The sequence below is a fragment of the Streptomyces sp. NPDC107765 genome, from assembly GCF_055657085.1.
The window spans coordinates 476,440-502,779 of sequence record NZ_JBVKBL010000004.1 but is presented as its reverse complement, the minus strand read 5'-3'; the positions used below and the strand labels follow the sequence as shown (position 1 = coordinate 502,779).

Below are 26,340 nucleotides of genomic sequence, written 5' to 3'. Positions count from 1 at the left end.
CCCCCGCCAACCATAGGCGAGGGCCGCGGGGTGCCGCTGCGCGCGGCGGCCGCTCAGGCGGCGGTGTGCGCGTCGGCCGCGGTCAGTGCCTCGTCGAGGGCGGCGAGGCCCTCCTTGGCCTCGGCCTCGGTGATCGTGCAGGCCGGGACGACGTGGGTGCGGTTCATGTTGACGAACGGCCAGAGCCCGCCGCGCTTGCAGGCCGCGGCGAATTCGGCCATCGGGGCGTTGGCCGCGCCGGACGCGTTGTACGGCACCAGCGGCTCGCGGGTCTCCTTGTTCTTGACCAGGTCCAGGGCCCAGAAGACGCCCAGGCCGCGGACCTCGCCGACGGACGGGTGCCGCTCGGCGATCGCGCGCAGGCCCGGCCCGATGACCTTCTCGCCGATCTCCGCGGCGTTCTCCACGATCCGCTCCTCGGCCATCGCGTTGATCGTCGCGACGGCGGAGGCGCAGGCCAGCGGGTGGCCGGAGTACGTCAGCCCGCCCGGGTACGGCCGCGTCTCGAAGGTCGCGGCGATCTCGGCGCTGATCGCGACGCCGCCCAGCGGGACGTAGCCGGAGTTGACGCCCTTGGCGAAGGTGAGCAGGTCGGGGGTGACGCCGAAGTGGTCGGCGGCGAACCAGTGGCCCGTGCGCCCGAAGCCGGCCATGACCTCGTCGAGGATGAAGACGATGCCGTAGCGGTCGCAGATCTCGCGGACCCCGGCGAGGTAGCCGGCCGGCGGGACCATGATGCCGGCGGTGCCCGGGACGGTCTCCAGGATGATCGCGGCGACCGACTGCGGCCCCTCGAAGGCGATGGTCTGCTCCAGGTGCGCCAGGGCGCGCTCGCACTCCTGCTGCTCGTTCTCCGCGTGGAAGGGCGAGCGGTACAGGAACGGGCCCCAGAAGTGGACCACGCCGGCGGAGGCGGTGTCGGAGGGCCAGCGGCGCGGGTCACCGGTCAGGTTGATCGCCGCGGCGGTCGCGCCGTGGTACGAGCGGTAGGCGGACAGCACCTTGGCGCGGCCGGTGTGCAGCCGGGCCATCCGGACGGCGTTCTCCACGGCCTCGGCGCCGCCGTTGGTGAAGAAGATCTTGTCGAGGTCGCCGGGGGTGCGCTCGGCGATCAGCCGCGCGGCCTCGGACCGTACATCCACCGCGAACCCGGGCGCGAGCGTGCACAGCTTCCCGGCCTGCTCCTGGATCGCCGCGACGACCTTGGGGTGCTGGTGGCCGATGTTGGTGTTGACCAGCTGGGAGGAGAAGTCGAGGTAGCGGTTGCCGTCGTAGTCCCAGAAGTACGACCCCTCGGCGCCGGCGATCGCCAGCGGGTCGATCAGGCCCTGCGCGGACCAGGAGTGGAAGACGTGGGCGCGGTCGGCGGCCTTGACCGCCGCCCCGGCGGCGGGATCGGCGGCGGGAGAGGGGTGCGTCGTGGTCACGGTCAGTACCTCGGATCGGGTCGCTCGGGTCCGCCGAGGGATCGGCACGGCGAACGTCCCCAGCGTAGGGATCACGGTCCGCGCGCCGGTACCGACAGTCTGTATGGCGCTCACCACGCCCACAGACACACTGTCTACGGCCTGGAGGAAGCTCCAGGCCCCTCCCCTGGGCCCGCTCACCGCCGCGGCCCGCCCCTCCGGCGCCCGAGCAGGGCCTCCAGGACCACCAGCGGATCAGGCGCCGCGGGCACGTGCGGCGCGCAGCCGGGGCACGCGTAGACGTTCCAGCCGGGCCCGCTGTTCCCGTGCACCTCGGCGACGAGCACGGGCTCGTCCGTGATCCGCTCGCAGCGCACGCACATGCGGAGGGGCAGCGGCCGGCCCGTTCCGCCGGTCGCCCTTCCGTTTGCTCCTCCGGTCTCCTCGCCGGTCATCGGGCGACCTCCACACCGTGGATCCAGTACGGCCCGGGGGCATCGACCCCGAACGTGGCCAGCAGCAGGGCGTCCCGCCGTTCGCGCTGCTCGTGCGCGACGAGGTAGGGGCGGACGAGGGGGGAGGCGTCGCCGTCGATCGGCGTCTCGATCACCGGTCGACGCGGCCTGCGGTGCACGGCCACACGGGGCGCGGGGACGGCGCGATGTCGCCCTTGCGGCCGGGGAGTTGGGAGAAGCCCCAGCCACGCGAGGCAGCGGGCAATACGCTGAAACATGTCGACGTTCTTTCTCGAATTTGCGCGTTGACCATGCCCCCGGACCGGTTGCGACGGTCGCGGGGGTCTGTCGTGCGGATCACTACGTTCCGTGTTCACATCGTTGCCGTGCGGCATAGGCTGCGGAAGGAGGTAGCTCCTTACTTCTCAAGCCGTAAGGATGGAAGTGACGCTTTGGCCAACGAAGTTGACCCCTCGTCATCCATGGCAGCGCTCTTCGGACTACGGGTCCGCAGACTCCGCGAAGCGGCCGGACTCACCCAGTCCGAGCTCGGCAAACGCGCGCATACGCACAGCACGCGGATCAATCAGGTCGAACGCACGACGGGCTCGAAGCCGACGCTGAAGCTGGCGCAGGCTCTGGACGGCGCCCTCGCCGCCGACGGCTTACTCGTCGATCTGTGGCCGTACGTCTACCGGGAAGCATTCCCGGACTGGTCACGGAAGTTCATAGCGCTTTCGGAGCGGGCGGTGGTCATCCGCGAGTATGCGGCGGCCGTTGTCCCCGGCTTGCTCCAGACCGCCGACTACGCTCGCGCGGTCCTGAGCGTGGGCCTGACGCTGAAAAGCCCCGAGCAGTTGGAGGAACGGGTGACCGCCCGGCTCGGGCGACAGGCTCGGCTCATCGAGCCGGAGGGGCCCGAATTCTGGGCCGTCCTCGATGAGGCAATCCTCTATCGGTCCGTCGGCGGTCCGGCCGTGATGCGGGCCCAGCTCAGCCGATTGCTGGAAGCAGCCAACCACCCGCGCATCACGCTGCAGATGCTGCCCTTGAGCAGCGGGGAGCACTACCCCATGGGCGGGTCGCTCTCCATCCTGACACTGCCGGATGGCGCCGAAGCGGCCTACGTCGAAGGCGCGGGATACGGCCAACTCATCGAGGAGGCAGAGGAGGTGAAGGATTTCACGGTGGCTTACGATCGGCTTCGGGCCTTGGCCCTGCCGCCGAACATGTCGCTCGACATGATCCGATCCGCGATCGAGGGGACCTACCTTGCTGAGCGCATCCCGTCCCGATCTGAGCACCGCAGTCTGGCGCAAGTCCAGCTACAGCAACGAGGAGGGTGGCAACTGCGTCGAGGTCGCCGATTCCCTCCCCGGCATCGTCCCCGTCCGTGACTCCAAGGACCCCCACGGCCCCGCCCTCGTCGTCCCCGCCCGCTCCTGGGCCGCGTTCGTCGGGGCTGTCAGAGCGGGCGAGTTCGCGGGCTAGCCGGCGGGAAGACCGTGTGGACGGCCCTCCGCCAGTGCGCGGCGGGCAGGTCCGGACGGAGGGCCGACAATCCGCCGCAGTACTTGGTGAAGTCGGCCGCCACGACACCGTGGCCGTGCAGCAACCGGTCGGCCGCCGTCGGCCGGCCGGTGGTCCTGGTTTCGACGAGGACCAGCCCGCCGTCGGCCCGTACCGTGCGGCCGGTCGCCAGGTCGCGGCAGTGCAGCGCCGCGTCGCACGTGATGCGCTGGCCGTCCGCGACGAACGTGGTGCGGGTGTACTCCGTTTCCAGGGCCAGGCCCAGGTCCGTGGGGGCGGCGATGCCGTACGAGCGGTCCAGTACGGAGGACAGGAAGCCGCGGGCCGCCGGGCCGAGGGCCGGGGCGCCGGGCAGCAGTGGCTGCCGGTGCTTGACCGTTTCGCCGCGCCGCCCCGTCAGCTTGATCTCGAACTGCCGCTGCCCGGTGTCCTCGTAGCGCCGCTCGCGGATCAGGTAGCCGGGCCGGTCGCCCTCCCTGTGGTCGTGGAAGAAGCGCAGGTCGGGGGTGTCGTAGTGGACGGAGCGGTAGCGGAACCAGCGCCGCCCGTTGATGCACAGCACGGCGAACGGGCCCTCGGGCCGGCGCCGGTCGGTCAGTTCGGCGGCGAAGGCGGCGAAGAGCTCGACCGGGACGAGGTAGCTGCGGCCGAAGCGGGTGCGGAGTTCGGCCCGTGCCTGGACGTCGGCGAGCGGTACCGGGCGCGCGGCCATGGCGGCGCGGGCGAGGGCTCGTAAGGCGGGAATCACACGGTCTCCTTCGCGGGCGAACGGACTGTGCTCGTGCTGGTTCTACGTTCCACGCCCGTGGAAGGTTCCGCCACACGGAATTCGACATCCGCCAGCGCCGGCAAGGCCCCCCGCCCCGTGCCGTCAGCGGACGTAGTTCTTCAGGGCCTCGGTGTCGAGGGTGATGCCGACTGGGTCGGGGAGGGTGACCTGCTCGCCGAAGGGAGCGCGGTGGACGTCGTCGTATCGGCCTCGCTCTGGGGCGGGATTGGTGTGGACGACGAACTCGCAGTAGTCACGGTCCACGAGGAGGTAGACGGGAATGCCCGCAGCCGCGTAGGCGGTCGGCTTCTCCCGCCGGTCGCGACGGTCGGTGTCACCGTCGTAGGAGGTGACCTCGACGGCCATCAGAACTCCGGCAGGGTCCGACCACTCGCCGTGCCCCAGGAAGTGCTCGTCCGGCGCCAGGACACCATCCGGCCGGGCCCGGCCCTGACGGTATGCCTCGACCTTCACGCCGCGGCCGGTCGCATACAGCCAGAGATCGGGGCGGTGCTGCAAACAGCGCTTCTGTAGCCACCTGACGATCTCCTCGTGATCTCCGTCCGCCACCCGCTTTACCCCGATCTGCCCGTTGATGAATTCCAACGTGACGGTTTCGGGCGCGGCGGAGGCGATCACCTCGAAGTCCTCCACCGTCATCTGAGGCATGCGCTCGGCCATAACCGTCATGCTGCACTCCTTTCGAGAGGAAGGCCAGTGTCGCCAGGCATGGACGGTGCCGGAGGCATATTCGCCCACCCCTCACTCGATCGAGCACACGAGGCACGCACAAAGGGCCCGCGCCCCGTCCTCTGCGGACGGTGCGCGGGCCCTGGTGGTGTTCAGCCGGTCCCTACGACAGGAACGAGTTGATCTCGATCGTCTCGTCGCGGCCGGGGCCGACGCCGATGGCGGAGATCGGGGCGCCGGACATTTCCTCCAGCGCCTTGACGTAGTTCTGGGCGTTCTTCGGCAGGTCGGAGAAGGACTTCGCCTTGGTGATGTCCTCGGACCAGCCCGGCAGGGTCTCGTAGATCGGCTTCGCGTGGTGGAAGTCGGACTGCGAGTAGGGCAGCTCCTCGACGCGCTTGCCGTCGATCTCGTACGCCACGCAGACCGGGATCTGCTCCCAGCCGGTGAGCACGTCGAGCTTGGTGAGGAAGAAGTCGGTCAGGCCGTTCACGCGGGTCGCGTAGCGGGCGATGACCGCGTCGAACCAGCCGCAGCGGCGGTCGCGGCCGGTGGTGACGCCCCGCTCGCCGCCGATGCGGCGCAGGGCCTCGCCGTCCTCGTCGAAGAGCTCGGTGGGGAACGGGCCGGCGCCGACGCGGGTGGTGTACGCCTTGAGGATGCCGATGACCCGGCTGATCTTCGTCGGGCCGACGCCGGTGCCGGTGCAGGCGCCGCCGGCGGTCGGGTTCGAGGACGTCACGAAGGGGTACGTGCCGTGGTCGATGTCCAGCAGCGTGCCCTGGCCGCCTTCGAAGAGGACGACCTTGTCCTCGTCGAGGGCGTTGTTGAGGATCAGGGTGGTGTCGGCGACGTAGCCCTTGATCTGGTCGGCGTAGCCGAGCAGCTCCTCGACGACCTGGCCGGCCTCGATGGCGCGGCGGTTGTAGAGCTTGGTCAGCAGCTGGTTCTTGACGTCGAGCGCCGCCTCGACCTTCTGCTGGAGGATCGACTCGTCGTAGAGGTCCTGGACGCGGATGCCGACGCGGTTGATCTTGTCGGCGTAGGTCGGGCCGATGCCGCGGCCGGTGGTGCCGATCTTCCGCTTGCCGAGGAACCGTTCCGTCACCTTGTCGACGGTGATGTTGTACGGCGTGATCAGGTGCGCGTTACCGCTGAGCAGCAGCTTGGACGTGTCGACGCCGCGCTCGTTGAGTCCGCTCAGCTCGGAGAGCAGGACCGCGGGGTCGACGACGACACCGTTGCCGATGACCGGGGTGCACCCCGGCGAGAGGATTCCGGAGGGGAGGAGATGCAGCGCGTACTTCTGGTCGCCCACGACGACCGTGTGGCCGGCGTTGTTGCCGCCCTGGTAGCGCACCACATAATCGACGGATCCACCGAGCAGGTCGGTGGCCTTCCCCTTGCCCTCATCACCCCACTGAGCACCGAGCAGCACAAGTGCGGGCACAGGCGTACACCCCTTCCGGGCGGGGCATGTCCAACGTGCGTGGATGGCGGGACGCCCGCGTGTTCACGCGTCCGTCATCGCTGCAGCCGTCGAACCGGTGCCCCGGAATAGACGAAGCCCCTGGCGCAATAGCGCAAGGGGCTCTTGCACCGAGATGCTACCTGAGGAAGGACCGAGGTGTCGGCGCAGCCTTCTGGGCACTCTCCCGTGGACTCCGTTCGGGGGTACCCCCTGCTCGTGGTCATCGATCCGGTCGCGCGCAGTACGGACGGGGAATCCGTACGGATTGCCCGGGATGTGCTGTGTGCGGGCGCGGGGGGTGCGGGGGCGAAGATCTGCCTGCCGGAGGGGCCGGAGGAGTTCGCGCGGGCGCTGGCCCGGCGGGGGCAGCGGCGGCCGGTGGTGATCGGCGACGACCGGGCGCTGCTGCGGGTCGTGGGGCTGCTGCACAGGGAGCGGGAGCTGGCCGGGGTGCCGGTGTCGATGGTCCCGGTGGGGGCGCCGGCGGCGGTGGCGCTGAGCCGCTCGCTGGGTGTGCCGCAGGACACCGTCGCCGCGGCGCGGACGGTGCTGGACGGTGCGGAGCGGGCGATGGACCTGCTGACGGACGACAGCGGCGGGATCGTGCTGGGCGGGCTGCGGATCCCGTGCGGGCGGGACGGTGGACGGAACGGCGGGCGTCGGGCGGCGGCCGGCCCGGGGCCCCGGGTGTTCGTGCCGGGTGCGGCCGGGCCGGTGGATGCCGGGGAGCACACGGAGGGCGCGGTGCCTTCCCAGGCGTCCCGTACGGAGCCCGGGGTGCCGGGCGCCGACGGGCACCGGCCGTGGTGGGGGCCGGCCGCCCGGACCGCGCGGTCGGCGCTGGCGCTGCTGGCACCGGCGGCCGGGTTCTGGGGGGCGGCCCGTACGGAGGCCGGGGCGGCGGGCGGGCGGCGCGTGCGGGTGCCGGAGCAGCGGCTGCGGATCGAGGCGGACGGGGTGCTGCTGGCGGACCTGGACCGGCCGGTGCGCGGGGTGTCGGTGGTGCCGGGCGGGCAGGCCGGGGCGGGGTGGCCGGGGGCCGGGACCGGTCGCGGCGCGGGTGACGGCGACGGTCCGGGGGACGGCCGGGACGGCGGCGGGGAGCTGGCCGAGGTCGTGGTGCACTGGCCGGGCGGTGGGCATCCGGTACGGGCCCGGGCGCGGGCCGTGACGGTGTCCGGCGCGGACTTCCACTACCGGGCGGACGCGGTGGTCGGCGGGCCGGTGCGGACCCGTACGTGGACGGTGCAGCCGGGGGCCTGGCGGCTGCAGCTGCCGCGGCGGGGGTGAGCCGGGAGCGGAGTGGCGGGGATGAGCGGGGAGCGGCGGGGCTGAGGCTCTCGTCTGCGCGCCGAGCGGTGGGGCCGTCGGCCGCCCGGCTCAGCCGTCGGCGCCGTCGTCACCGGCGCGCAGCTGGTCGCGGTGGTCGCGCCAGCGGTCCAGCAGGGCGGGCAGTTCCTTCTGCAGGAAGGCGAAGAAGACCAGGGTCTCGTTGAGCCGGCGGCCGGCCGGGGAGTCGGGGCCGAGGCTCTCCACGCCCTCGCGCAGGGTGCCCTCCCAGCGGGCGATGACGTTCTCCCGGCGGGTCAGCGCCTCGTACCACTGGTCGCTGTGCACGCGGTAGCGGTCGCGGCGGGAGCCGGGCTCGCGCTCGCGGCTGATCATGTCGACCTGGGAGAGGTACCGCACGGCGCCGGACACCGCGGCGGGGCTGATCTGGAGCCGTTCGCCCAGCTCGGCGGAGGTCAGCACGCCGGAGTCGGAGGCGAGCAGGCAGGCGAAGACGCGGGCCGGCATGCGGGCCATCCCGGCGTCCACCATCTGGGCCGCGAACCGTTCGACGAACTGGGAGATCGCCTCCTGGGCGCGCGGGTCGGCAGGCCGCCGCCGGTCGCCGCTGTCCGTACCGGCCGCACGTTCCGCATTGGTCATGTCCGCATCCTCTCCCCTGATCAGCGCCACCCCGCCCAACTTTATACGGTTTCTTAACTTCACAAATTTGTGAAACAAGCGTAGTTTCCGAAGCATGACCAAGCCAATCGCTCCCGCTCCCGCGATCCGGGTGGACGGTCTCCACAAGTCCTTCGGTCGGACCCGTGCGCTGGACGGTCTCGACCTCACCGTCGAGGCCGGCGAGGTACACGGCTTCCTCGGGCCCAACGGCGCCGGGAAGTCCACCACCCTCCGCGTACTGCTCGGTCTGCTGCGCGCCGACCGCGGCACCGCCCGGCTCCTGGACCGCGACCCCTGGCACGACGCCGTCGCGCTGCACCGCCGCATCGCCTACGTCCCCGGCGATGTCACCCTGTGGCGCAACCTCTCCGGCGGCGAGGTCATCGATCTCTACGGGCGGCTGCGCGGAGGACTCGACGGGGCGCGGCGGGACGAGTTGCTGGAGCGCTTCGAGCTCGACCCGACCAAGAAGGGGCGCACGTACTCCAAGGGCAACCGGCAGAAGGTCGCCCTGGTCGCCGCCTTCGCCTCCGACGTCGACCTGCTGATCCTCGACGAACCGACCTCCGGGCTCGACCCGTTGATGGAGGAGGTCTTCCAGACCTGTGTCACCGAGGAGCGCGACCGCGGCCGTACGGTGCTGCTCTCCAGCCACGTACTGTCCGAGGTCGAAGCGCTCTGCGACCGGGTCAGCATCATCCGCAAGGGGCGGACGGTCGAGTCCGGCTCGCTCGGCGAGCTGCGGCACCTGACCCGAACGTCGATCGTCGCCGAACTGGCCGGTCCGCCCAATGGTTTGGCCGCGCTCCCCGGTGTCCACGACCTGGACGTCCAGGGGCACCGGGTCAGGCTGCAGGTCGACACCGACAAGCTCGACGCCGTGCTGCGGTCGCTGGGCACCTCCGGAGTGCGCAGCCTGACCAGCACCCCGCCCACCCTGGAAGAGCTGTTCCTGCGGCACTACCAGGACGACGTACGCGGCGGGTCCGACCGCGACGGGACGGCGGTCGCCCGATGACCGCCGTGGCCGCCGCGGTGCCCGCCGGCACCGCCCGCTCCCGCCAACTGGCCGGCACCGGCGCCCTGTTGCGGCTCGCGCTGCGCCGCGACCGGGTCATGATCCCGGCCTGGGCGCTCGGCCTCGGCCTGGTCGTGGCGAGCGTGGGCTCGTCCTTCGAGGCGCTCTACGGCACCGCCGCCGAGCGCGCCGAACTGGCCGGCTCGATGACCGCCAACGGCTCGATGCGCGCGCTGTACGGCCCGGTCTTCAGCGACTCCCTCGGCGGCCTGATCGCCTGGCGGATGGCCGGGTTCGGGGCGGTGCTGGCCGCGGTGATGAGCCTGCTGATCATCGTCCGGCACACCCGCGAGGAGGAGGAGACGGGACGTCAGGAGCTGCTGTCCGCCGCGATGGTGGGCCGTCGGGCGCCGCTGACCGCGGCCCTGCTGACCGCGCTGCTCGCCAACGCCCTGCTCGTCGTGCTGATCGCGGCGGGGCTCGCCCGGTCCGGCCGGCCGGCCGCCGGTTCGCTGGCCCTCGGGCTCGCCATCGGCAGCACCGGCATGCTGTTCGCCGGTCTGGCCGCCATCGCCGCGCAGCTCACCGAGAGCGCCCGGATGGCGAAGGGACTGACCGGCGCGGTGCTCGGCCTCGCCTTCGCGCTGCGCGGCGCGGGCGATGCCGCCGACGCCACCGCCGGCTCCCCGCTCACCTGGGCCTCGCCGCTCGGCTGGGCGGAGAACCTGCGGGCGTACGCCGACGAACGCTGGTGGGTGCTGCTGCTCTTCCTGGCGGGCACCGCACTCACCGTGGCCGCCGCCTACGCGCTGACCGCCCGCCGCGACCTCGGCATGAGCTTCCTGCCGGCCCGGCCCGGTCCGGCCCGGGCCCCGCGCTCGCTGGCCGGCCCGTTCGGCCTGGCCTGGCGACTGCAGCGGACGGCTCTCGGCGGCTGGACGCTCGGTTACGTGTGCGCCGGCGCGGTCTTCGGCGGGATCGCGAAGGGCGCGTCCGACATGGTCGGCGGCAACCAGCGGACCCGCGAGATCTTCGAGCGGATGGGCGGCCATGCGCGGCTGACCGATGCCTTCCTGGCCACCATGGTCGGCATGCTCGGCATGGTCGCCGCGATCTACGCGGCCGGTGCGGTGCTCCGGCTGCGCGGCGAGGAGACCGCCGACCGGGCCGAACCGGTGCTGGCCGGCGCGGTGGGCCGGCTCCGCTGGGCCGCCGGCCACCTGGCCGTCGCCTACGCCGGGACGGTCGTCGTCCTCGGCTTCGGCGGGTTGGCGCTCGGCGTCTCGTACGGCATCTCGGTCGGCGACACCGGCCGGGTGGGACCGGTGCTGGCCGCCGCGCTCGCCCAGGTGCCGGCGGTCTGGACGCTCACCGGCCTGGCGGTGCTGGCCTTCGGGCTGCTGCCCCGGGCCACCACGGCCGTGTGGGCGGTGGTCGGTGGCTGTCTGACGCTCGGCTGGATCGGCCCTTCGCTGAAGCTCCCCCAGTGGGCCATGGACCTCTCGCCCTACGGCCACCTGCCCAAGCTTCCGGGCGCGGAGGCCACCGCCGCCCCGTTCGTCTGGCTGCTCGCGCTCTCCGCCGTCTTCCTCGCCGCCGGCCTGGCCGGGTTCCGCCGGCGCGACATCGGCTGATCCCGCCCGGCGGTTTCACGTGAAACGGCGACTCACGGAGGTACGCCGCCGTTTCACGTGAAACCCCAACTCACCGACGTACAGCGCTGTTTCACGTGAAACCACCACCCACAGACGTACGCGGCCGGAGCTGTAGCGGACTCCGGCCGCGTACTCGTGTCCACAGGCTGTGGACGCAGAGGCGGGTCAGGCCCCCGGTGTCACCAGCCGGGCCTCGTACGCGAAGACCGCCGCCTGCGTGCGGTCGCGCAGGCCGAGCTTCACCAGGATGCGGCTGACGTGCGTCTTCACCGTCGATTCGGCGACGACGAGATGGGCCGCGATCTCCCCGTTCGACAGGCCCTGGGCGACCAGCACCAGCACCTCGGTCTCGCGTTCCGTCAGATCGGCGATGCGCTCCTGGGCGGGGGCGCGGGGCGTCCCCAGCCGGGAGAACTCCGAGATCAGCCGCTTGGTGACGGTCGGGGCCAGCAGCGCCTCGCCGGAGGCGACGATCCGCACGCCCTCGGCGAGCTGGCCGGCCGAGGCGTCCTTCAGCAGGAAGCCGCTGGCCCCGGCGCGCAGCGCCTGGTACACGTACTCGTCCAGATCGAAGGTGGTCAGGACCAGGACCTTGGCGTCCGCGTCGGCGGCGACGATCTCGCGGGTCGCGTCCAGACCGTTCATCTCCGGCATGCGGATGTCCATCAGGACGACGTCGGGCTTGAGCTCCGCGACCTTCCGCACCGCCTGGCGGCCGTCCACGGCCTCCCCGACGACCTCGATGTCCGGCATGGCGTTGAGCAGGACGGAGAACCCCTCGCGGACCATCACCTGGTCGTCGACGATCAGCACCCGGATCATGCGGCACCCCCCTTCGCAGTGGCCTCGGACGCGGCGATCGGGATGAACGCCGCTACCTCGAAACCGCCGTCCTCGGTGTGGTCGGCGGTCATCTCGCCGCCCAGCATCTGTACCCGCTCGCGCATGCCCAGCACGCCGTGGCCCGCGCCCGGGGAGGGCTTGGCCAGCCGGCTCGGGGCGCCGTTGATGATCCGCAGGCCGAGCCCGCCGAGCACGTAGGAGATCTCCACCCGGGCGTCGGCGCCCGGCGCATGGCGCAGCGTGTTGCTCAGCGCCTCCTGCACGATCCGGTAGGCGGAGAGCTCCACGCCCTGCGGCAGCGGACGCGGCGCACCGGTGATCACCGCCTCGACGGTCAGCCCGGCGCCGCGGACACTGTCCAGCAGCGATTCGAGGCTGGCCAGCGTCGGCTGCGGGGCCTCCGGATCGGCCTCGGCGAAGGCGTCCGGGTCCTCGGAGCGGACCACGCCCAGGATGCGGCGCAGTTCGGTCAGCGCGGCGACGGCGTTCTCGCGGATCGTGGCGAAGGACCTGGCGAGCTCGGGCGGGGTGTTCTCGACCCGGTACGGGGCCGCCTCGGCCTGGATCGCGATCACGGACATGTGGTGGGCCACCACGTCGTGCAGCTCACGGGCGATCGTGGCGCGCTCCTCCAGGAGCGTGCGCCGGGACCGCTCCTCGGCGGTCGCGGTCAGCGTCTCGACGACCTGCCGGCGCTCCTCGCGCCAGGCGCGGACCGCGGCGGCGGAGATCAGCACCACACCGGTGAAGAACGCCACCGGCGGCAGATCGCCCGCGAGGCCGCCCACGAACGCCGTCAGCACGGCCGCCAGCGCGAAGGTGACCAGCCACATCTCCACCGCCAGCCGCGGGCGGGTACGCAGCACCACCAGGACCATTGTGGCCACCAGGATGGGGAAGGCTCCCCCGCCGAAGAGGTCCGGGTACGAGGAGAAGGCCGCCGTGGCGAACAGCTGGACCACGACGGCGCACAGCGACAGCCAGAAGGCGCCCACCGGGCGGAACAGCGTGACCGCCGGCGGCGCGGCGACCAGCAGGCTGAAGCCGGCGGCCAGCACGCCCTTCACCGGTCCGATGTCATAGCCCGCGGTGAAGGACGCCAGGAAGACCAGCGCCGAGAAGCCGCCGACGATGAGGTGCGGCAGCCAGCGCACCCAGTGCCGCAGCCGCTCCGGCAGCCAGGGGACCCACCGGGACACCTTGGCGTCCTCCAGCGGCGGCATCGGGCGGAAGGCGAAGGCGTCGACGAACAGGTCCTGGCGCAGCCGGTGCAGCGCACCGCGGGCTATCCGGGCCTCTGAGCGCAGGGTGCCCTGCGACTGGGTCTTCTCGTTCACGCAGACAACGGTAAGCAGAGACGGACCGCCGGGCGTCCCCACCAAAGGGGATTTGCCGGGGTCCGTCTCAAGTACTACCTGGTGGGGGCGGTGCCGGGGATCACCGCGGAACGGGTCCCGGCAGCAGTCCGCACAGCGTGGCGCAGGCCGGGGTGCCCGGTGTCACCGGGGCGTAGTGCCCGACGCCCGGCAGTTCCCGCAGCGCGGCGCTGCCGGGGTGCGCCGCGGCGTACCGGCGGGAGAGCTCCAGGGGGACGTCCGGGTCGTCGGTGCCGTGCAGGAGCGTCACCGGGACGCCGGCCGGCGGACGGCGCACCGGGTCGGCGGCGGCCAGGCGCTCCGCCAGACCGGGCGCCGGTCCGAGCAGCTCGGCCACCGCGCCGTCGCTGAGGCCCAGCTCATGGGCGCGTGCCAGGTCGGCGACCGGCGAGACGGCCAGCACGTGGGCGACCGGGGTGCCGGGGCGGGCCGCGGCGAGCAGCGCGAGATGGCCGCCGGCCGAGTGCCCGACCAGCACCGGAGCGCCGGCGCCGGGATCCTGCGCCGCCACCGCCTCGATGCCGGCCGCCACGTCCTCGAAGGTCCCCGGCGCGCCGCCGCCCGCACCGACCCTGCGGTACTCGACGAGCGCGACCGGCCACCCCTGCCCGGCCAGCGCGGCGGCCAGCGGCGACAGATGACACCGGTCGTAGGCCGCGCGCCAGAATCCGCCGTGCAGCAGCACCACGGGCGGACCGGCGGCGGCGCCCCACGGGCCGTAGAGATCGACGATCTGGTCCGGGTGCGACCCGTAGGCCAGCGTGCGGTCCGGCGCCACCGGGGCAAGCCCCAGCAGCGCCGCCTCCTCGTCCGCCGCGCTCACCCGACGGTCCCGGGCGCCACCGCGTCCGGCTGCGCGCCCAGCACCTCGCCGAGCACCCGCGCCGCCCGCTCCGCGTCCCCGAAGGAGGTGTAGAGCGGGGTGAAGCCGAAGCGCAGCACGTCCGGCCGGCGGAAGTCGCCGACCACACCGCGGCGGATCAGCTCGTCCATCACCTCACCGGCACCCGCGCACTGGAGTGCCACCTGGCTGCCGCGCTGCCGGTGGTCGGCCGGGGTGACCGACCGGACCCGGCCCGGCGGCACATGGGCGGCCACGCACTCCAGGAAGAAGTCGGTCAGCGCCAGGCTCTTGGCCCGTACCTCGTCCATGGACACCCCGTCCCAGACCTCCAGCGCCGCCTCCAGCGCCAGCAGCGACAGGATGTCGGGGGTGCCGACCCGGCCGCGCACGATGCCGTCGCCGGGGGCGTAGCCGGGCTCCATCGCGAACGGGTCGGCGTGCGAGTTCCAGCCCGGCAGCGGCGACTCGAACCGCTCCTGGAGGCCCTCGCGGACGTAGAGGTACGCGGGCGAACCCGGGCCGCCGTTGAGGTACTTGTACGTGCAGCCGACCGCGAGGTCCACGCCGTGGGCGTCGAGGCCGACCGGCAGTGCGCCCGCGCTGTGGCACAGGTCCCAGATGGCCAGCGCGCCCGCGGAGTGCAGCGCGGTGGTGATGGACGGCAGGTCGTTGAGCCGCCCGGTGCGGTAGTCGACGTGGTTGACCAGCGCGACCGCGGTGCGTTCGGTGACCTCGTCGGCGATCCGGGCCGGCTCCACCGGCCGCACCGCGAGCCCGGTCATCCGGGCCGCCGACCGGGCGATGTAGCCGTCGGTCGGGAAGGTCGTGGCGTCGACGAGGATCTCCGTACAGCCCTTCCCGGCCATCCGGACGCCGCCGACCACGGCCTTGAAGATGTTCACGCTGGTCGAGTCGCCGACCACCACCCGGCCGGGGCCGGCCCCGATCAGCGGAGCGATCTTGTCGCCGATCCGCTCGGGCGCGGTCCACCAGCCGGATTCGGTCCACGAGCGGATGCGCAGCTCGCCCCACTCGCGGGCGATGACGTCGGCGATCCGGCCGGGCACCGCGCGGGGCAGTGCGCCGAGGGAATTGCCGTCCAGATAGACGGTGTCGTCGAGGACGAACCGCTCACGGACCGGGGCGAGCGGATCGGCGGCGTCCAACTCCGCCGCGCGGAGGGCCAGTTCGCTCCCGGATGCGGGAGCCGCGGGCATCTCGGGGGTCTCAGACATGGCTGCGCGCCGTCCACAGCTCGGGGAACACGTTCTTGCGGGCCCGCTTCTCCAGCCAGGCGACGCCCGCGGAACCACCGGTACCCATTTTCGCCCCCATCGCCCGCCGGGTCGCGACCAGATGGTCGTTGCGCCATCGCCAGACCAGCTCGGCCACCTCGGTCAGCGCCTCGCCCAGCCGGACCAGCTCGGAGTCCTGCTCCCCCGCGTAGATCTCCGCCCAGGCGGCCTCCACCGCCGCGTCCGGCTCGTAGCGCTGCGCCGGGTCCCGCTCCAGTACGGCCGCGGGGACCTGGTGGCCCCGGCGGGCCAGCAGCCGCAGCACCTCGTCCCACAGGCTCGGCTCGTGCAGCGCCTTCTCCAGCTCGGCGTGCGCGCGGGGGGCGCCGCGGTGCGGCACCAGCATCGACGCGGACTTCTCACCGAGCAGGAACTCCAGCCGCCGGTACATCGCCGACTGGAACCCGGAACCCTCGCCCAGCGCACTGCGGTAGGCGTTGAACTGGGCCGGGGTCAGCTTGGCCAGCGGCTTCCACGCGGCGTTCAGTGCCTCCAGCTCGTACGCGGAGCGCCGCAGCGCGTCGATGGCCACCGGCAGGTCGTCACGGCGCAGCGCCCCGGCCGCGGTCTGCCACTCGTGGACGATGACGGTGAACCACAGCTCCATGACCTGGGTGGTGACCAGGAAGACCATCTCGCCGGGATCGTCGGAGAGCGGATGCTGGAGATGGGTGAGGACGTCCGCCTGGACGTAGTCCTCGTACGGGGTGGTACCTGCGAAGTCGAGGTTCGGGGTCTCAGGCTCCTGAGCCCCGCCGGTTACCTCGTGGGACATCGCTGTCTCCTCGAAACGTACTCCGGGTAGCGGTCCGCCCCTGCCGATTCCGGCACGGGGGCCCCGGTCCCCACCGGGCATCTTCCGCAATGGTCCCCGGCATGTGCAAGGCCCGCCTGGTCAGAGGGCCAGGCGGGCCAGCGGGCGCCTTCGCGGGCGCGGCGTCCGGTCGCGGTCAGCCCAGGGTCTGGGCGGCCGTCGGCGAGGAGTCCTTCAGGAACTGCGTGCAGCGCTCGTACTCGTCCTGCTCGCCGATCGCCCCGGCGGCCCGGGCGAGGGCGTGCAGCGCCCGCAGGAAGCCGCGGTTGGGCTCGTGCTCGAACGGCACCGGGCCGTGGCCCTTCCAGCCGGCCCGGCGCAGCGCGTCCAGACCGCGGTGGTAGCCGGTGCGGGCGTACGCGTACGACTCGACGACCCGGCCGCCCTCGAACGCGTCGTCCGCGAGCTGCGCCCAGGCGAGGGAGGACGTCGGGTACTTCGCGGCGACGTCGGCCGGCGCGGTACCGGCCGCGAGCGCCTCCCGGGGCCCGGGGTCGTCGGGGAGATGGGTGGGGGGCGGTCCCCCCAGCAGGTTTTCGTGAATGGGCATGTCCCTAGTCTCGCCTACGTGGCGCCTGCGGCGGGCCTGCGCGCGTACTCGGCCACCGCCCGGGCCGGCGTCCCGCGTCCCGCCTCAGTGGTCGCCGGGATCCAGCGGGGGTGCGCTCGCTCCACAGTGGTACGCGCACTCCGGATGACACCGCTTCCCGGCGCCCGCCGCCGCGCCGCGCAGCGCCGCGGGCCGCACCGTCAGCCAGGCGATCAGGGCGCCGGCCAGGAGGACGGCGGCGCACAGGGGCATGGCGCGGCGGAAGGTGGCGGCGAATTCGTCGGCCGAGCGGTACGCCTCGGGGCCCATGCCCGCGAGGAGGGGCAGGGCGGCCACCGCGACCAGGCCCGCGGCCCGGGCCGCCGCGTTGTTGATGCCGCTGGCCAGACCGGCCCGGTCCACGTCCACCGAGGCCAGCACGGTCGCGGTGAGCGGCGCCACCAGCGTCACCATTCCCGTGCCCAGCACCACCAGCGCGGGCAGCACATCGGCCGGATAGGAGGCGCCCGGGCCCACCCGGATCATCAGCAGCATCCCGGCGGCACACAGCACCGGCCCGACGGTGAGCGGGATCCGCGGCCCGATGCGCTGCCCCAGTTCACCGGAGCGGGCGGACAGCAGGAGCATCAGCACCGTGGTCGGCAGCAGCGCGACACCGGCCTGGAGGGCCGAATAGCCCACGACGACCTGGAGCTGGAGAACGACCAGGAAGAAGAAGCCGCTGAACGCCGCGTAGACGCACACCGTCACCGCGTTGATCGCGGAGAACAGACGGATGCGGAAGATCGCCGGCGGCAGCATCGGGTCCGTACGGCGTCCCTCGACGCGGACGAAGGCCACCCCGAGCAGCACACCGGCCACCGCGGGGACGACCACCCAGGGCGAGGGACCCCGGCCGGGCGCGGCGATCAGCGCGTACGTCACCCCGGCCAGCGCCAGCGCGCCCAGCACCGCGCCCGCCACGTCGAACCCGCGGCGCGCCTCCGCGTCCCGCTCCCGGGTCTCGGGGACGTGCCGCAGCGCCACCGGTACGCACACCAGCGCCAGCGGTACGTTCACGAAGAACACCCAGCGCCAGCCGGGCCCGTCCACCAGCCAGCCGCCCACGAACGGGCCGATCGCCGCGGCCACCCCGCCCAGCCCCGACCAGGCACCGACCGCCCGGGCCCGGTCGCCCGGCCGGAAGACCGCCTGGATCAGGGCGAGCGAACCGGGCGTGAGCAGCGCCCCGCCGACCCCCTGCAACGCCCGGGCCGCGATCAGCACCCCGGCCTGCGGCGCCAGCCCGCACAACAGCGAGGCCGTGGCGAACCAGACCACCCCGATGACGAAGACCCGCCGCCGCCCGTACCGGTCCCCCAGCGCCCCGCCCAACAGGATCAGCGCGGAGAGGGTGAGCAAATAGGCGGTCACCGTCCACTGCAGCACCGCCAGATCCGCATGCAGGTCCTGCCCGATCCGCGGCAGCGCGACATTGACGACGGTGCTGTCCAGCATCGCCATCCCGGACCCCAGGACGGCGGTCAGCAACACCCACCGCCCCTGCGAGGACCTCAGCCCCACGTCACCCATAGCCCGAGCCTGCCCGCCTCCCGGGCCTCTCGCACGGCGAAGGGGCGGACGCCCGCAGACGCCCGCCCCCACACACCGTTTTCCACCCCCTCACGGGAGGGGACGGCGCGTTACTTGATCTTCGTGCCCGTGGAGCGGAGGTTCGCGCACGCCTCCGTCACCCGCTTGGCCATGCCGGCCTCGGCCAGCTTGCCCCAGCTGCGCGGGTCGTAGGTCTTCTTGTTGCCGACCTCGCCGTCGACCTTCAGCACACCGTCGTAGTTGCGGAACATGTGGTCCGCGATCGGACGGGAGAACGCGTACTGCGTGTCCGTGTCGAGGTTCATCTTGACCACGCCGTTCTCCAGCGCGGTGGCGATCTCCTGCTCGGTGGAGCCGGAGCCGCCGTGGAAGACGAAGTCGAACGGCGCGGCCTTGCCGTACTTGGCGCCGACGCCCTCCTGGAGGTCCTTGAGGAGCTCGGGGCGGAGCACGACGTTGCCCGGCTTGTAGACGCCGTGGACGTTGCCGAAGGAGGCGGCGAGCAGGTAGCGGCCCTTCTCGCCCAGGCCCAGCGCCTCGGCGGTGCGCAGCGCGTCGTCGACCGTGGTGTAGAGCTCGTCGTTGATCTCGTGGGTGACGCCGTCCTCCTCGCCGCCGGTCGGGGTGATCTCGACCTCAAGGATGATCTTGGCGGCGGCGGCCTTGGCGAGCAGCTCCTGGCCGATGGCCAGGTTGTCGGCGAGGGTCTCGGCCGAGCCGTCCCACATGTGCGACTGGAACAGCGGGTTCTGGCCCTTGGCGACGCGCTCGGCGGAGATGTCGAGCAGCGGGCGGACATAGCCGTCCAGCTTGTCCTTGGGGCAGTGGTCGGTGTGCAGCGCGACGGTGATGCCGTACTTGTCGGCCACGACGTGCGCGAACTCGGCGAGCGCGACCGCGCCGGTCACCATGTCCTTGTTGTGCTGACCACCCAGGAACTCCGCACCACCGGTGGAGATCTGGATGATGCCGTCGCTCTCGGCCTCGGCGAACCCTCGCAGTGCGGCGTGCAGCGTCTGCGTCGACGTGACGTTGATGGCCGGGTAGGCGAACTTGCCTGCCTTCGCCCGGTCCAGCATCTCGTTGTAGACCTCGGGGGTTGCGATGGGCATCTGTCCGCTCCTTGTATGTGCGGGTGTGCGTTCTTGGCCCTGACCTGGGACGGCGACGTTGCCGAGCACATCTTCCCAGACTCCGCGGATTGCTCCACCTCCCCCATCCGGCCACCACGCGAATGGGGCGGTCGGTTTCACGTGAAACCGACCGCCCCTCCACAAAACCGCAGGTCAGCGGGTTATCCCCACGTCAGCGCCGGCTGCCGGATCACCCTCAGGCGAGGCCGAGGTCGGCGAGCTGGAAGCCCGTGATATAGGGCAGTCCGGCGTCGGCGATCGCGGACGCGGCGCCGCGGTCGACGATGGTGGCCACCGCGACGACCTCGGCGCCCGCCTCGCGGGCCGCCTCGACGGCGGTCAGCGGGGAGCCGCCGGTGGTGGAGGTGTCCTCGACGACCAGGACCCGGCGGCCCGTGATGTCCGGGCCCTCGATGCGGCGCTGCATGCCGTGCGCCTTCTGGGCCTTGCGGACGACGAAGGAGTCCAGTCGCCGGCCGCGCGCGGCGGAGGCGTGCAGCATCGAGGTCGCCACCGGGTCGGCGCCCAGCGTCAGCCCGCCCACCGCGTCGTAGTCCAGGTCGGCGGTGATGTCCAGCATCAGCTGCCCCACCAGCGGCGCGGCCTCGCCGTCCAGGGTGATCCGGCGCAGGTCGATGTAGTAGTCGGCCTCCTTGCCGGAGGAAAGCGTCACCTTGCCGTGCACCACGGCCTTGTCCTTGATCTGCTGCAGCAGCTCGCCGCGCACGTCGTCACTCATGGTCCCGAGCTTATGCGGTGTCCCCGGACAGGCTCCGCCAGCTCCAGGTCATGGAGATCTCCAGCGGGTCGATGGGGGTGACCAGGCGCGGCAGGGTGTTGAGGCCGTTGGGCGGGCCGGTCTGCGGTTCGACGCAGACCGCGGCCTCCTGCTCGTCGTAGACCACCACCCACTCGGCGCGGCTGGTGACCTTCAGTTCCAGCCGGCCCGGCCAGGTGAGGGTGGCGGCCACCCCGCGCGGCACACCGAAGCAGTCGTCCCAGGGACCGGGCCGCGGGGTGATCCGGCGGCCGGTCGGGAGGTGGTCGGGACCCCGCTCCTCCTGCCACTCGGGCAGGAAGTCGAGGTGTACGTCGCCCCCCTCGCCGAGGTTCCGGCGGAACCACGGGTGCCAGCCGGCCTGTGCCGGGAAGGAGTCGCCGGTCGCCTCGACGCCCATGGTGAGGGTGAGCGAGGTGCCGTCCGCGCCGAGCTGGACGAGCTGGGTGACCCGCCCCGGGTACGGCCAGGGCGCCGCCGGGTCGGTGAGGTCGTAGGTGAAGACCGCCTCCGTCGGGCCGGTCCGGGCGGTGTGCCAGCCGAGGTCGCGGCCGGTGCCGTGGATCGCGTGCGGCGGGGCGTTCAGCGGCATCCGGTGCCGCTCGCCGCCGTTGCGGAACTCGCCGTGCGCGAGCCGGCCGCACCACGGAACCATCGGGAAACAGCCGTACGTGTCGCCCTGCCGCAGCAGTTCCGTCCCGCCGACCCGGAGGCTTTCGATCCGGCAGCCGTTGTCCGGCCGGACGGTCACTTCGGTGTCTCCGGCGGCCAGCCGTACCCCGTCCGGCGCGCCGCCCTGCGTGGTGTTGTCGGTACTCACGGGGCCCGACCCTAGCGGTGCGCCGGGCCGCGCCGGGGGAAGCCGGCGGGGGGCGCGGTCAGCGGCGGCGGCGCAGCACCCGGCCGACGACGACGGCGGACGCCAGCACCACCGCGGCGGCCGGCGCCGCCCAGCGCAGGGTCAGCGAGGTGGCGTTGGACTCGGGTGCGGGCACCGGCGCGTACCGGCCGCGCGGCGGGGCGTGGTCGACCTCCTCGGCGCTGCGCCCGATCATCGTGCGGCGGGCGTGTGCGGCCTCGGCCGGAGCGACCTCGTCCAGGTCGTCGTCGTAGCCGAACCCGGACTCCTCGGCGGCGTCGCCCGCGTCGGCCAGGTCGGCCTCCTCGATGGCGTCCTCGTCGCTGAGCGGGTCCAGGGAGGGCGGCGGCACCTCGGCGTCGAAGACGCCGGTCCGGGCGGGACCGTCGGCCACCGGGCGCTGCCGCAGGTCGTCCGCGAGGTTCTCGGCGAACCGGTCCAGCAGCCGGCGCCCGGCGGCCTCGGCGGACCGGTCGGTGGCCTCGGCCAGCCGGCCGTCGCTGTGCACGGTGCCGGCGCAGGCCAGGGTGGTGCCGGGGCCGGGCTCGGTGGCCGGGGCCAGCCGGACGGTCAGGGTGAGCGCGACCGCCCCCTCCCCCACGGATTCCGTGCCCTTCGCCTCGACGGTCAGTTCGGCGGTGCCGTCGTCGCCGGGGCCGCCGTCCGCCGGTTCGCCGACCGTGAGACTGCCGCGGTAGGTGATGGTGGAGCTTCCGATGCGCAGCCGCAGGCGGCCCTCGGGGCGGTGCGGGGCGGCATCGGCGTCGAGCTGGACTCCGGGGACACAGCGCGCCACCCGCTCCGGTTCGGTGAGCGCCTGCCGCACGGTCCGGACGGGAAACGGAACGTACACCTCATGCTCCATGACAACGGAGCCTACCCAGCGCCCCCGGAACCGTGCCCGCCCACGCACAACTTTCTGCACTCCGGCGCGGGTCGGGGCCGCCGCGCGTACCCTGCCCGGGTCGCGGAACGGCTTGGCCTCGGTGCTCAGTCCTGGTAGCGCGGACGCATCAGCGTGGAGGCCGGCAGGCCGGGGATGCGGTCGCGGAGGTCGCCGTGCCGGGCGGCCCCGAGCGCCTCGCGGGTCACCGGTGGCGGGGGTGCGTCGGGCGCCGGGCCGAAGCGCGGGCGGTGCCGGGCGGCGAGCACGAAGCCCCAGTAGCCGGGCGTCGGGCCGACGGTGAGCGGTTCGCCGGTCGGGCGGGGGAGGGGGTCGGCCGAGCGGTCCGGGCCGAAGGAGGACGCGGGGCGGCCGGGCATGCGGTACGGATCGGTGGCCAGACCCACCGAGCGGACCGTCGCGTCCACCGTCCAGTACGCCCGGGCCCGGGCGACCGGCGGTCCGGCGTGCACCACCAGGCGTCCGCGGTCGGCCAGCAGCCGCGCGGCCAGACCGTAGAACTCCTGGGAGTACAGCTTGGTGCTGGCGGTGATGCCGGGGTCGGGGAGGTCGGAGACGATGACGTCGTACGGCGCCGGGCGGGGGCCGGGGGCGTGCCGGTCGCGCAGCCAGTCGAAGGCGTCGGCGGTGACGACGTGGACCCGGGGGTCGCCGAGCGAGTGGTCGTTCAGGCGGGTCAGGCCGGGGTCCGTACGGGCCAGCCGGAGGACGCCGGGGTCGAGCTCGACGACGGTCACCGAGCGGACCGCGCGGTAGCGGAGGATCTCGCGCACGGCGAGGCCGTCGCCGCCGCCGAGGACCAGGACCCGGGCGTGCGGCCCGGCGGCCATCGCCGGGTGCACCAGCGCTTCGTGGTAGCGGGATTCGGTGTCCGCGCTGACCCGCAGCCGGCCGTCGAGATAGAGCTCCAGCGGCCGGCCGGAACCTTTCCTCGCCCGTCCCGCACCGGTTCCCGTACCGCCGGTCAGCACCACCTCCTGGACATCGGTCTGCACCGCGACCCGGGCCGCCGAGCCGTACACCGCCCGGCGCGCGGCCCGTTCGAAGGGCGCGGCCAGCAGCACGCCGGTGGCGAGCAGCGCCAGCACGAGGGCGTTCACCACGAGCAGGGTCCAGCGGGCACGGGCGGTCAGGTCGCGGCGGAACAGCCAGAGCACCAGCGCGCCGCCGGCCACGTCGTTGACGGTGCCGGTGACCAGCGCGCCGGTCAGCTGGCCGAGGCTCGGCAGCAGCAGGAAGGGAAACGCCAGGCCGCCGACGAGCGCGCCGACGTAGTCCGCGGCGAACAGGTCGGCGACCGCCCCGCCGGCGTCCTGGCGCCGCACCCGCTGGATCAGGGTCATCAGCAGCGGCACCTCGGCGCCGATCAGGACGCCGATGACCAGGGAGAAGGCGACCAGCGCGGAGCGGGACTGGGCGAACCAGGCGAAGCAGGCGTAGAGCGCCATCGCGGAGCTGCCGCCGACCAGTGCGAGGCCGGCCTCGACCACGCCGAAGCCGACCGCCGCCCGGCAGCGCAGCCGCTTGGCGAGCAGCGCGCCGACGCCCATCGCGAAGACCATGACGGACAGCACGACCGACGCCTGGGTGACCGAGTCGCCCACCAAGTACGTGGCCAGGGCGACGAGTTCGAGTTCGTAGACCAGTCCGCAGGCGGCGCAGACGAAGACCACGCAGAGCACGAGCAGCCGGCCGAGCCCGGCCGGGACGGGCAGCCGCGCCGGCGTCATGGTCTCCGACGGCTCCAGGGTGCCGGTGAGAGCGGACTCTGGCGGGTCGATCATGCGTGAACGCTACGTGACGATTCCGTGCCTTTCGGTCACCCACACGAGTGCACTCTGCGGGCTACACGCGTCAGTTGAGCGATGCAGGAGCGCAAGTCCGCGGCGGACGGCGGCGGTTGCGCGCCCGCGTGCGCGGCACCGCGCGCGCCCCGCCGCCCCTGCATCCGCCCGGCGCGTACCCGCAGTGCGAGGTGCCCCCTTTAGACGGCCGCGACCGCTGCGCGTACGCCCACCCGGGTCCGGGTGGCCACCAAACGGCCCTCCTGCGGATACGCGTGCCAGGTCCGCCAGCGCACCTGGTCCCGCTGGCACTGCGCCAGCAGCGCCGTGAAGGCGTGCGGCGAACCGGGGAACGTCCCGGCGAGCCCGTACGGATGCTCGGCGACCAGCGCGAGCAGCTCCTGCGCGCGCCCGGCGAACGAACCGCGCGACAGGGTCTCCACATGCGCGGCGAACTCGTACTCCCAGTCCCCCAGGCGCTTGGCCACGCCGAGCGGCAGCGGGGTGCTGCTGCCCGGCATGCAGGCGACGGTCTCGGAACACGTCCCGCGCTCCTCTTCGAGGATGACCTGGTGGGAGGCGCCGAGCAGTCTCAACTGGACCTGGACGTCGTGGTGTTGGAGATCGAGCACGGCCAGGGCCGGCAGGGGTTCCCTGCCCAGCGCCCAGGCCAGGTCGGATGCACGGGTATCGGTGTACGCCGTCTTCAAAGTGGTGAGCATGGGTCGGCTCCGCAAGCACGCAGTGGAATGGTGGGCCGGCCCGCCCGTGAAGGATCAGGAATGTACGTCTGCCTGCCGGCTCGTGCCCACGTGGGAATCGGAGAACGTGGGGGATTCTCTATGAAGAGGGAATCATGAATGCCGGGCCACCTACAGCAGTTTTACCCATCTCCTCCGGGTTTCCATCCCCTAGAGGGCCTAGCAGTTCATCTGTTCAACTACCTTACTCCCGGCGGGCGTTGATGCCCATTTCCCGACCCGTCGGGCGCATATGCACAAGGGCATGGGCCACCCGCATGTGTACGGTTCAGGACCCTCCGCCGCAGCCCCCGCCACCCCCGCAGCCACCACCGCCGCCGCACGAGTGCCCGCCGTGGTGCCCGCCGCCGTGGTGCCCACCGTGATGCCCGCCGTGGTGGCCGCCCGACCCCGAGTCGCCACCCGCCCACCAGCTGGCGCCGGCCGAGCTCCCGCCGCGTCCGCCGCCCCCGTTCCGCACGGCCAGGGCCACGACCCCGATCACCACCGCGCAGATCAGCCCGAAGAATACGAGCCCCATCATCTGCCTCACACTCCTTCCGGTCCCCCGAAGCAAGGCATCGCTCCGTGCTTGTGTGCCGGGGCTGATGCCCCGCCCTCCCCGTCTCAAAGCACAGTTGAGGAACTCCAGAGGTTCGGCGCAGGATGGCGCGCATGGACCGACCGCTGCTCAATCGCCGCCTCGCCGAATTCGGCACCACGATCTTCGCCGAGATGTCGGCGCTCGCCGTGCGCACCGGCTCCCTCAACCTCGGCCAGGGCTTCCCGGACGCCGACGGCCCCGAAGAGGTCAGGGAGGCGGCGGTGCGCGCCCTGCGCGACGGCCGTGGCAACCAGTACCCGCCCGGCCCCGGCATCCCCGAGCTGCGCACCGCCGTCGCCGCCCACCAGGAGCGCTTCTACGGCCACCTGGGCCTCTCGTACGACCCCGACACCGAGGTCCTGGTCACCGCCGGCGCCACCGAAGCCATCGCGGCCGCGCTGCTCGCCCTCCTCGAACCCGGCGACGAGGTCGTCGCGCTGGAGCCGTACTACGACTCCTACGCGGCCTGCATCGCCATGGCGGGCGGCCACCGGGTGCCGGTGACCCTGCGCGCCGAGCCGGAATCCGGTACGTACCGCCTCGACCTCGACGAGCTGCGGGACGCCGTCACCGACAACACCCGTCTCCTCCTCCTCAACACCCCCCACAACCCCACCGGCACCGTCCTGACCCGCGAGGAGCTCGCCGCGGTCGCCGAGCTGGCCGTGGAGCGGAACCTCCTCGTGATCACCGACGAGGTCTACGAGCACCTCGTCTTCGAGGGCGAGCACCTGCCCCTCGCGTCCTTCCCCGGGATGCGCGACCGGACCGTCACGATCAGCTCGGCCGGCAAGACCTTCTCCTTCACCGGCTGGAAGGTCGGCTGGGTCACCGCGGCGCCGGAGCTGATCACCGCGGTCCGCTCGGCCAAGCAGTTCCTCACCTACGTCTCCGCCGGCCCCTTCCAGTACGCCGTCGCCGAGGCACTGGCCCTGCCCGACGGCTACTACAGCGGCCTGCGCGACGACCTGCGCGCCAAGCGCGATGTGCTCGCCGCCGGCCTGGCCGACGCCGGCTTCCAGGTCTACCGGCCCGCCGGCACGTACTTCATCACCACCGACATCCGCCCCCTGGGAGAGACCGACGGCTTCGCCTTCTGCCGGTCCCTGCCCGAGCGCGCCGGCGTCGTCGCCATCCCCAACGCCGTCTTCTACGACGACAAGGACCAGGGCACCCCGTTCGTGCGCTTCGCCTTCTGCAAGAGCATCGAGGTCCTCCGGGAGGCGGCCGGGCGGCTGAAGGCGCTGGCCGCCGGATAGCCGGCGGCCGGAAGGAC

At 72.8% G+C, this 26,340-nt stretch carries 25 protein-coding genes and 1 pseudogene; 6 read left to right on the top strand and 20 right to left on the bottom strand.

The window, feature by feature from the left end; translation table 11 throughout:
* Positions 1-53: 53 nt before the first annotated feature.
* The 3 genes from ACZ7MX_RS13815 to ACZ7MX_RS13805 form a co-directional block, all read right to left on the bottom strand.
* The gene (locus ACZ7MX_RS13815) at positions 54-1,427 is read right to left on the bottom strand and encodes an aminotransferase class III-fold pyridoxal phosphate-dependent enzyme (protein WP_472131756.1); all 1,374 of its coding nucleotides are present in this window, start codon (positions 1,425-1,427) and stop codon (positions 54-56) included.
* 176 nt (positions 1,428-1,603) lie between these two features.
* On the bottom strand, positions 1,604-1,861 hold the full coding sequence (locus tag ACZ7MX_RS13810) for a hypothetical protein (RefSeq protein WP_472131755.1): 258 nt from the start codon (positions 1,859-1,861) through the stop codon (positions 1,604-1,606).
* The gene (locus tag ACZ7MX_RS13805; RefSeq protein WP_472131753.1) at positions 1,858-2,016 is read right to left on the bottom strand and encodes a hypothetical protein; all 159 of its coding nucleotides are present in this window, start codon (positions 2,014-2,016) and stop codon (positions 1,858-1,860) included. The genes ACZ7MX_RS13810 and ACZ7MX_RS13805 overlap by 4 nt, the downstream gene beginning before the upstream one ends.
* Before the next feature lie 327 nt (positions 2,017-2,343).
* Between ACZ7MX_RS13805 and ACZ7MX_RS13800 the strand changes: the two genes are divergently transcribed.
* Both ACZ7MX_RS13800 and ACZ7MX_RS13795 read left to right on the top strand, forming a co-directional pair.
* Entirely contained in the window at positions 2,344-3,258 is a 915-nt protein-coding gene (locus ACZ7MX_RS13800; protein WP_472131815.1) for a helix-turn-helix domain-containing protein, read from the top strand.
* Positions 3,227-3,352, top strand: a pseudogene (locus ACZ7MX_RS13795) (DUF397 domain-containing protein); the annotation flags it as partial. The gene ACZ7MX_RS13800 and the pseudogene ACZ7MX_RS13795, both read left to right, overlap by 32 nt.
* On the opposite strand, the gene ACZ7MX_RS13790 reads toward ACZ7MX_RS13795, so the two are convergent.
* The 3 genes from ACZ7MX_RS13790 to ACZ7MX_RS13780 form a co-directional block, all read right to left on the bottom strand.
* Entirely contained in the window at positions 3,327-4,139 is an 813-nt protein-coding gene (locus tag ACZ7MX_RS13790; protein ID WP_472131751.1) for a VTC domain-containing protein, read from the bottom strand. The pseudogene ACZ7MX_RS13795 and the gene ACZ7MX_RS13790 sit on opposite strands and share 26 nt — an antisense overlap.
* A 123-nt stretch (positions 4,140-4,262) precedes the next feature.
* On the bottom strand, positions 4,263-4,850 hold the full coding sequence (locus ACZ7MX_RS13785) for a Uma2 family endonuclease (RefSeq protein ID WP_472131749.1): 588 nt from the start codon (positions 4,848-4,850) through the stop codon (positions 4,263-4,265).
* Positions 4,851-5,013: 163 nt separating this feature from the next.
* Positions 5,014-6,300, bottom strand: a complete 1,287-nt coding sequence (locus ACZ7MX_RS13780) for an adenylosuccinate synthase (protein WP_472131747.1) — start codon at positions 6,298-6,300, stop codon at positions 5,014-5,016.
* 237 nt (positions 6,301-6,537) lie between these two features.
* Between ACZ7MX_RS13780 and ACZ7MX_RS13775 the strand changes: the two genes are divergently transcribed.
* Positions 6,538-7,611: a diacylglycerol kinase catalytic domain-containing protein gene (locus tag ACZ7MX_RS13775; protein ID WP_472131745.1), complete on the top strand. Its 1,074-nt coding sequence runs from the start codon at positions 6,538-6,540 to the stop codon at positions 7,609-7,611.
* A gap of 90 nt (positions 7,612-7,701) precedes the next feature.
* Here ACZ7MX_RS13775 and ACZ7MX_RS13770 read toward each other — a convergent pair whose 3' ends face one another.
* Complete coding sequence (locus ACZ7MX_RS13770; RefSeq protein ID WP_472131743.1) at positions 7,702-8,253, bottom strand: GbsR/MarR family transcriptional regulator; 552 nt, start codon at positions 8,251-8,253, stop codon at positions 7,702-7,704.
* 94 nt (positions 8,254-8,347) lie between these two features.
* Here ACZ7MX_RS13770 and ACZ7MX_RS13765 point away from each other — a divergent pair, with 94 nt between their 5' ends.
* Together ACZ7MX_RS13765 and ACZ7MX_RS13760 are read left to right on the top strand one after the other, a co-directional pair.
* Positions 8,348-9,292: an ABC transporter ATP-binding protein gene (locus ACZ7MX_RS13765; RefSeq protein WP_472131741.1), complete on the top strand. Its 945-nt coding sequence runs from the start codon at positions 8,348-8,350 to the stop codon at positions 9,290-9,292.
* Positions 9,289-10,926 (top strand): ABC transporter permease, encoded by a 1,638-nt coding sequence (locus ACZ7MX_RS13760; RefSeq protein WP_472131739.1) that lies wholly within the window; start codon positions 9,289-9,291, stop codon positions 10,924-10,926. The genes ACZ7MX_RS13765 and ACZ7MX_RS13760 overlap by 4 nt, the downstream gene beginning before the upstream one ends.
* A gap of 186 nt (positions 10,927-11,112) precedes the next feature.
* On the opposite strand, the gene ACZ7MX_RS13755 is transcribed toward ACZ7MX_RS13760, so the two are convergent.
* The 13 genes from ACZ7MX_RS13755 to ACZ7MX_RS13695 all read right to left on the bottom strand — a co-directional run bounded on the left by ACZ7MX_RS13755 (position 11,113) and on the right by ACZ7MX_RS13695 (position 24,442).
* A complete protein-coding gene (locus tag ACZ7MX_RS13755; protein WP_030414463.1) occupies positions 11,113-11,769 on the bottom strand; it encodes a response regulator in 657 nt (218 codons plus the stop codon).
* A complete protein-coding gene (locus ACZ7MX_RS13750) occupies positions 11,766-13,079 on the bottom strand; it encodes a sensor histidine kinase (protein WP_472131813.1) in 1,314 nt (437 codons plus the stop codon). Before ACZ7MX_RS13750 ends, ACZ7MX_RS13755 begins: the two co-directional genes overlap by 4 nt.
* Before the next feature lie 148 nt (positions 13,080-13,227).
* Positions 13,228-13,989 carry an alpha/beta hydrolase family protein gene (locus ACZ7MX_RS13745; RefSeq protein WP_472131737.1) on the bottom strand — a complete coding sequence of 254 codons (762 nt, stop codon included), beginning with the start codon at positions 13,987-13,989 and terminating at the stop codon, positions 13,228-13,230.
* Positions 13,986-15,245 (bottom strand): kynureninase, encoded by a 1,260-nt coding sequence (gene kynU / locus ACZ7MX_RS13740; protein ID WP_472131736.1) that lies wholly within the window; start codon positions 15,243-15,245, stop codon positions 13,986-13,988. Before kynU ends, ACZ7MX_RS13745 begins: the two co-directional genes overlap by 4 nt.
* A complete protein-coding gene (locus tag ACZ7MX_RS13735; protein WP_472131734.1) occupies positions 15,238-16,080 on the bottom strand; it encodes a tryptophan 2,3-dioxygenase family protein in 843 nt (280 codons plus the stop codon). The genes kynU and ACZ7MX_RS13735 overlap by 8 nt, the downstream gene beginning before the upstream one ends.
* Positions 16,081-16,255: 175 nt before the next feature.
* Complete coding sequence (locus tag ACZ7MX_RS13730; RefSeq protein ID WP_030809918.1) at positions 16,256-16,669, bottom strand: DUF3151 domain-containing protein; 414 nt, start codon at positions 16,667-16,669, stop codon at positions 16,256-16,258.
* 84 nt (positions 16,670-16,753) lie between these two features.
* A complete protein-coding gene (locus ACZ7MX_RS13725; RefSeq protein WP_472131732.1) occupies positions 16,754-18,241 on the bottom strand; it encodes an MFS transporter in 1,488 nt (495 codons plus the stop codon).
* 110 nt (positions 18,242-18,351) lie between these two features.
* Positions 18,352-19,374: a class II fructose-bisphosphate aldolase gene (gene fbaA / locus ACZ7MX_RS13720; RefSeq protein WP_362144766.1), complete on the bottom strand. Its 1,023-nt coding sequence runs from the start codon at positions 19,372-19,374 to the stop codon at positions 18,352-18,354.
* 217 nt (positions 19,375-19,591) lie between these two features.
* The gene (gene pyrE, locus ACZ7MX_RS13715) at positions 19,592-20,134 is read right to left on the bottom strand and encodes an orotate phosphoribosyltransferase (RefSeq protein WP_030414455.1); all 543 of its coding nucleotides are present in this window, start codon (positions 20,132-20,134) and stop codon (positions 19,592-19,594) included.
* A gap of 10 nt (positions 20,135-20,144) precedes the next feature.
* Complete coding sequence (locus ACZ7MX_RS13710) at positions 20,145-20,993, bottom strand: aldose epimerase family protein (protein ID WP_472131730.1); 849 nt, start codon at positions 20,991-20,993, stop codon at positions 20,145-20,147.
* A gap of 58 nt (positions 20,994-21,051) precedes the next feature.
* Positions 21,052-21,897, bottom strand: coding sequence for an SRPBCC family protein (locus ACZ7MX_RS13705; RefSeq protein ID WP_472131728.1), 846 nt, complete (start codon positions 21,895-21,897; stop codon positions 21,052-21,054).
* A 125-nt stretch (positions 21,898-22,022) separates the two neighbouring features.
* The gene (locus ACZ7MX_RS13700; protein ID WP_472131726.1) at positions 22,023-23,720 is read right to left on the bottom strand and encodes a polyamine aminopropyltransferase; all 1,698 of its coding nucleotides are present in this window, start codon (positions 23,718-23,720) and stop codon (positions 22,023-22,025) included.
* Positions 23,721-23,920: 200 nt separating this feature from the next.
* Positions 23,921-24,442: a DUF2617 family protein gene (locus tag ACZ7MX_RS13695; protein ID WP_030414451.1), complete on the bottom strand. Its 522-nt coding sequence runs from the start codon at positions 24,440-24,442 to the stop codon at positions 23,921-23,923.
* Between the two features lie 693 nt (positions 24,443-25,135).
* On the opposite strand from ACZ7MX_RS13695, the gene ACZ7MX_RS13690 reads away from it, so the two are divergent.
* Positions 25,136-26,323, top strand: coding sequence for a pyridoxal phosphate-dependent aminotransferase (locus ACZ7MX_RS13690; RefSeq protein WP_472131724.1), 1,188 nt, complete (start codon positions 25,136-25,138; stop codon positions 26,321-26,323).
* Positions 26,324-26,340 lie beyond the last annotated feature (17 nt).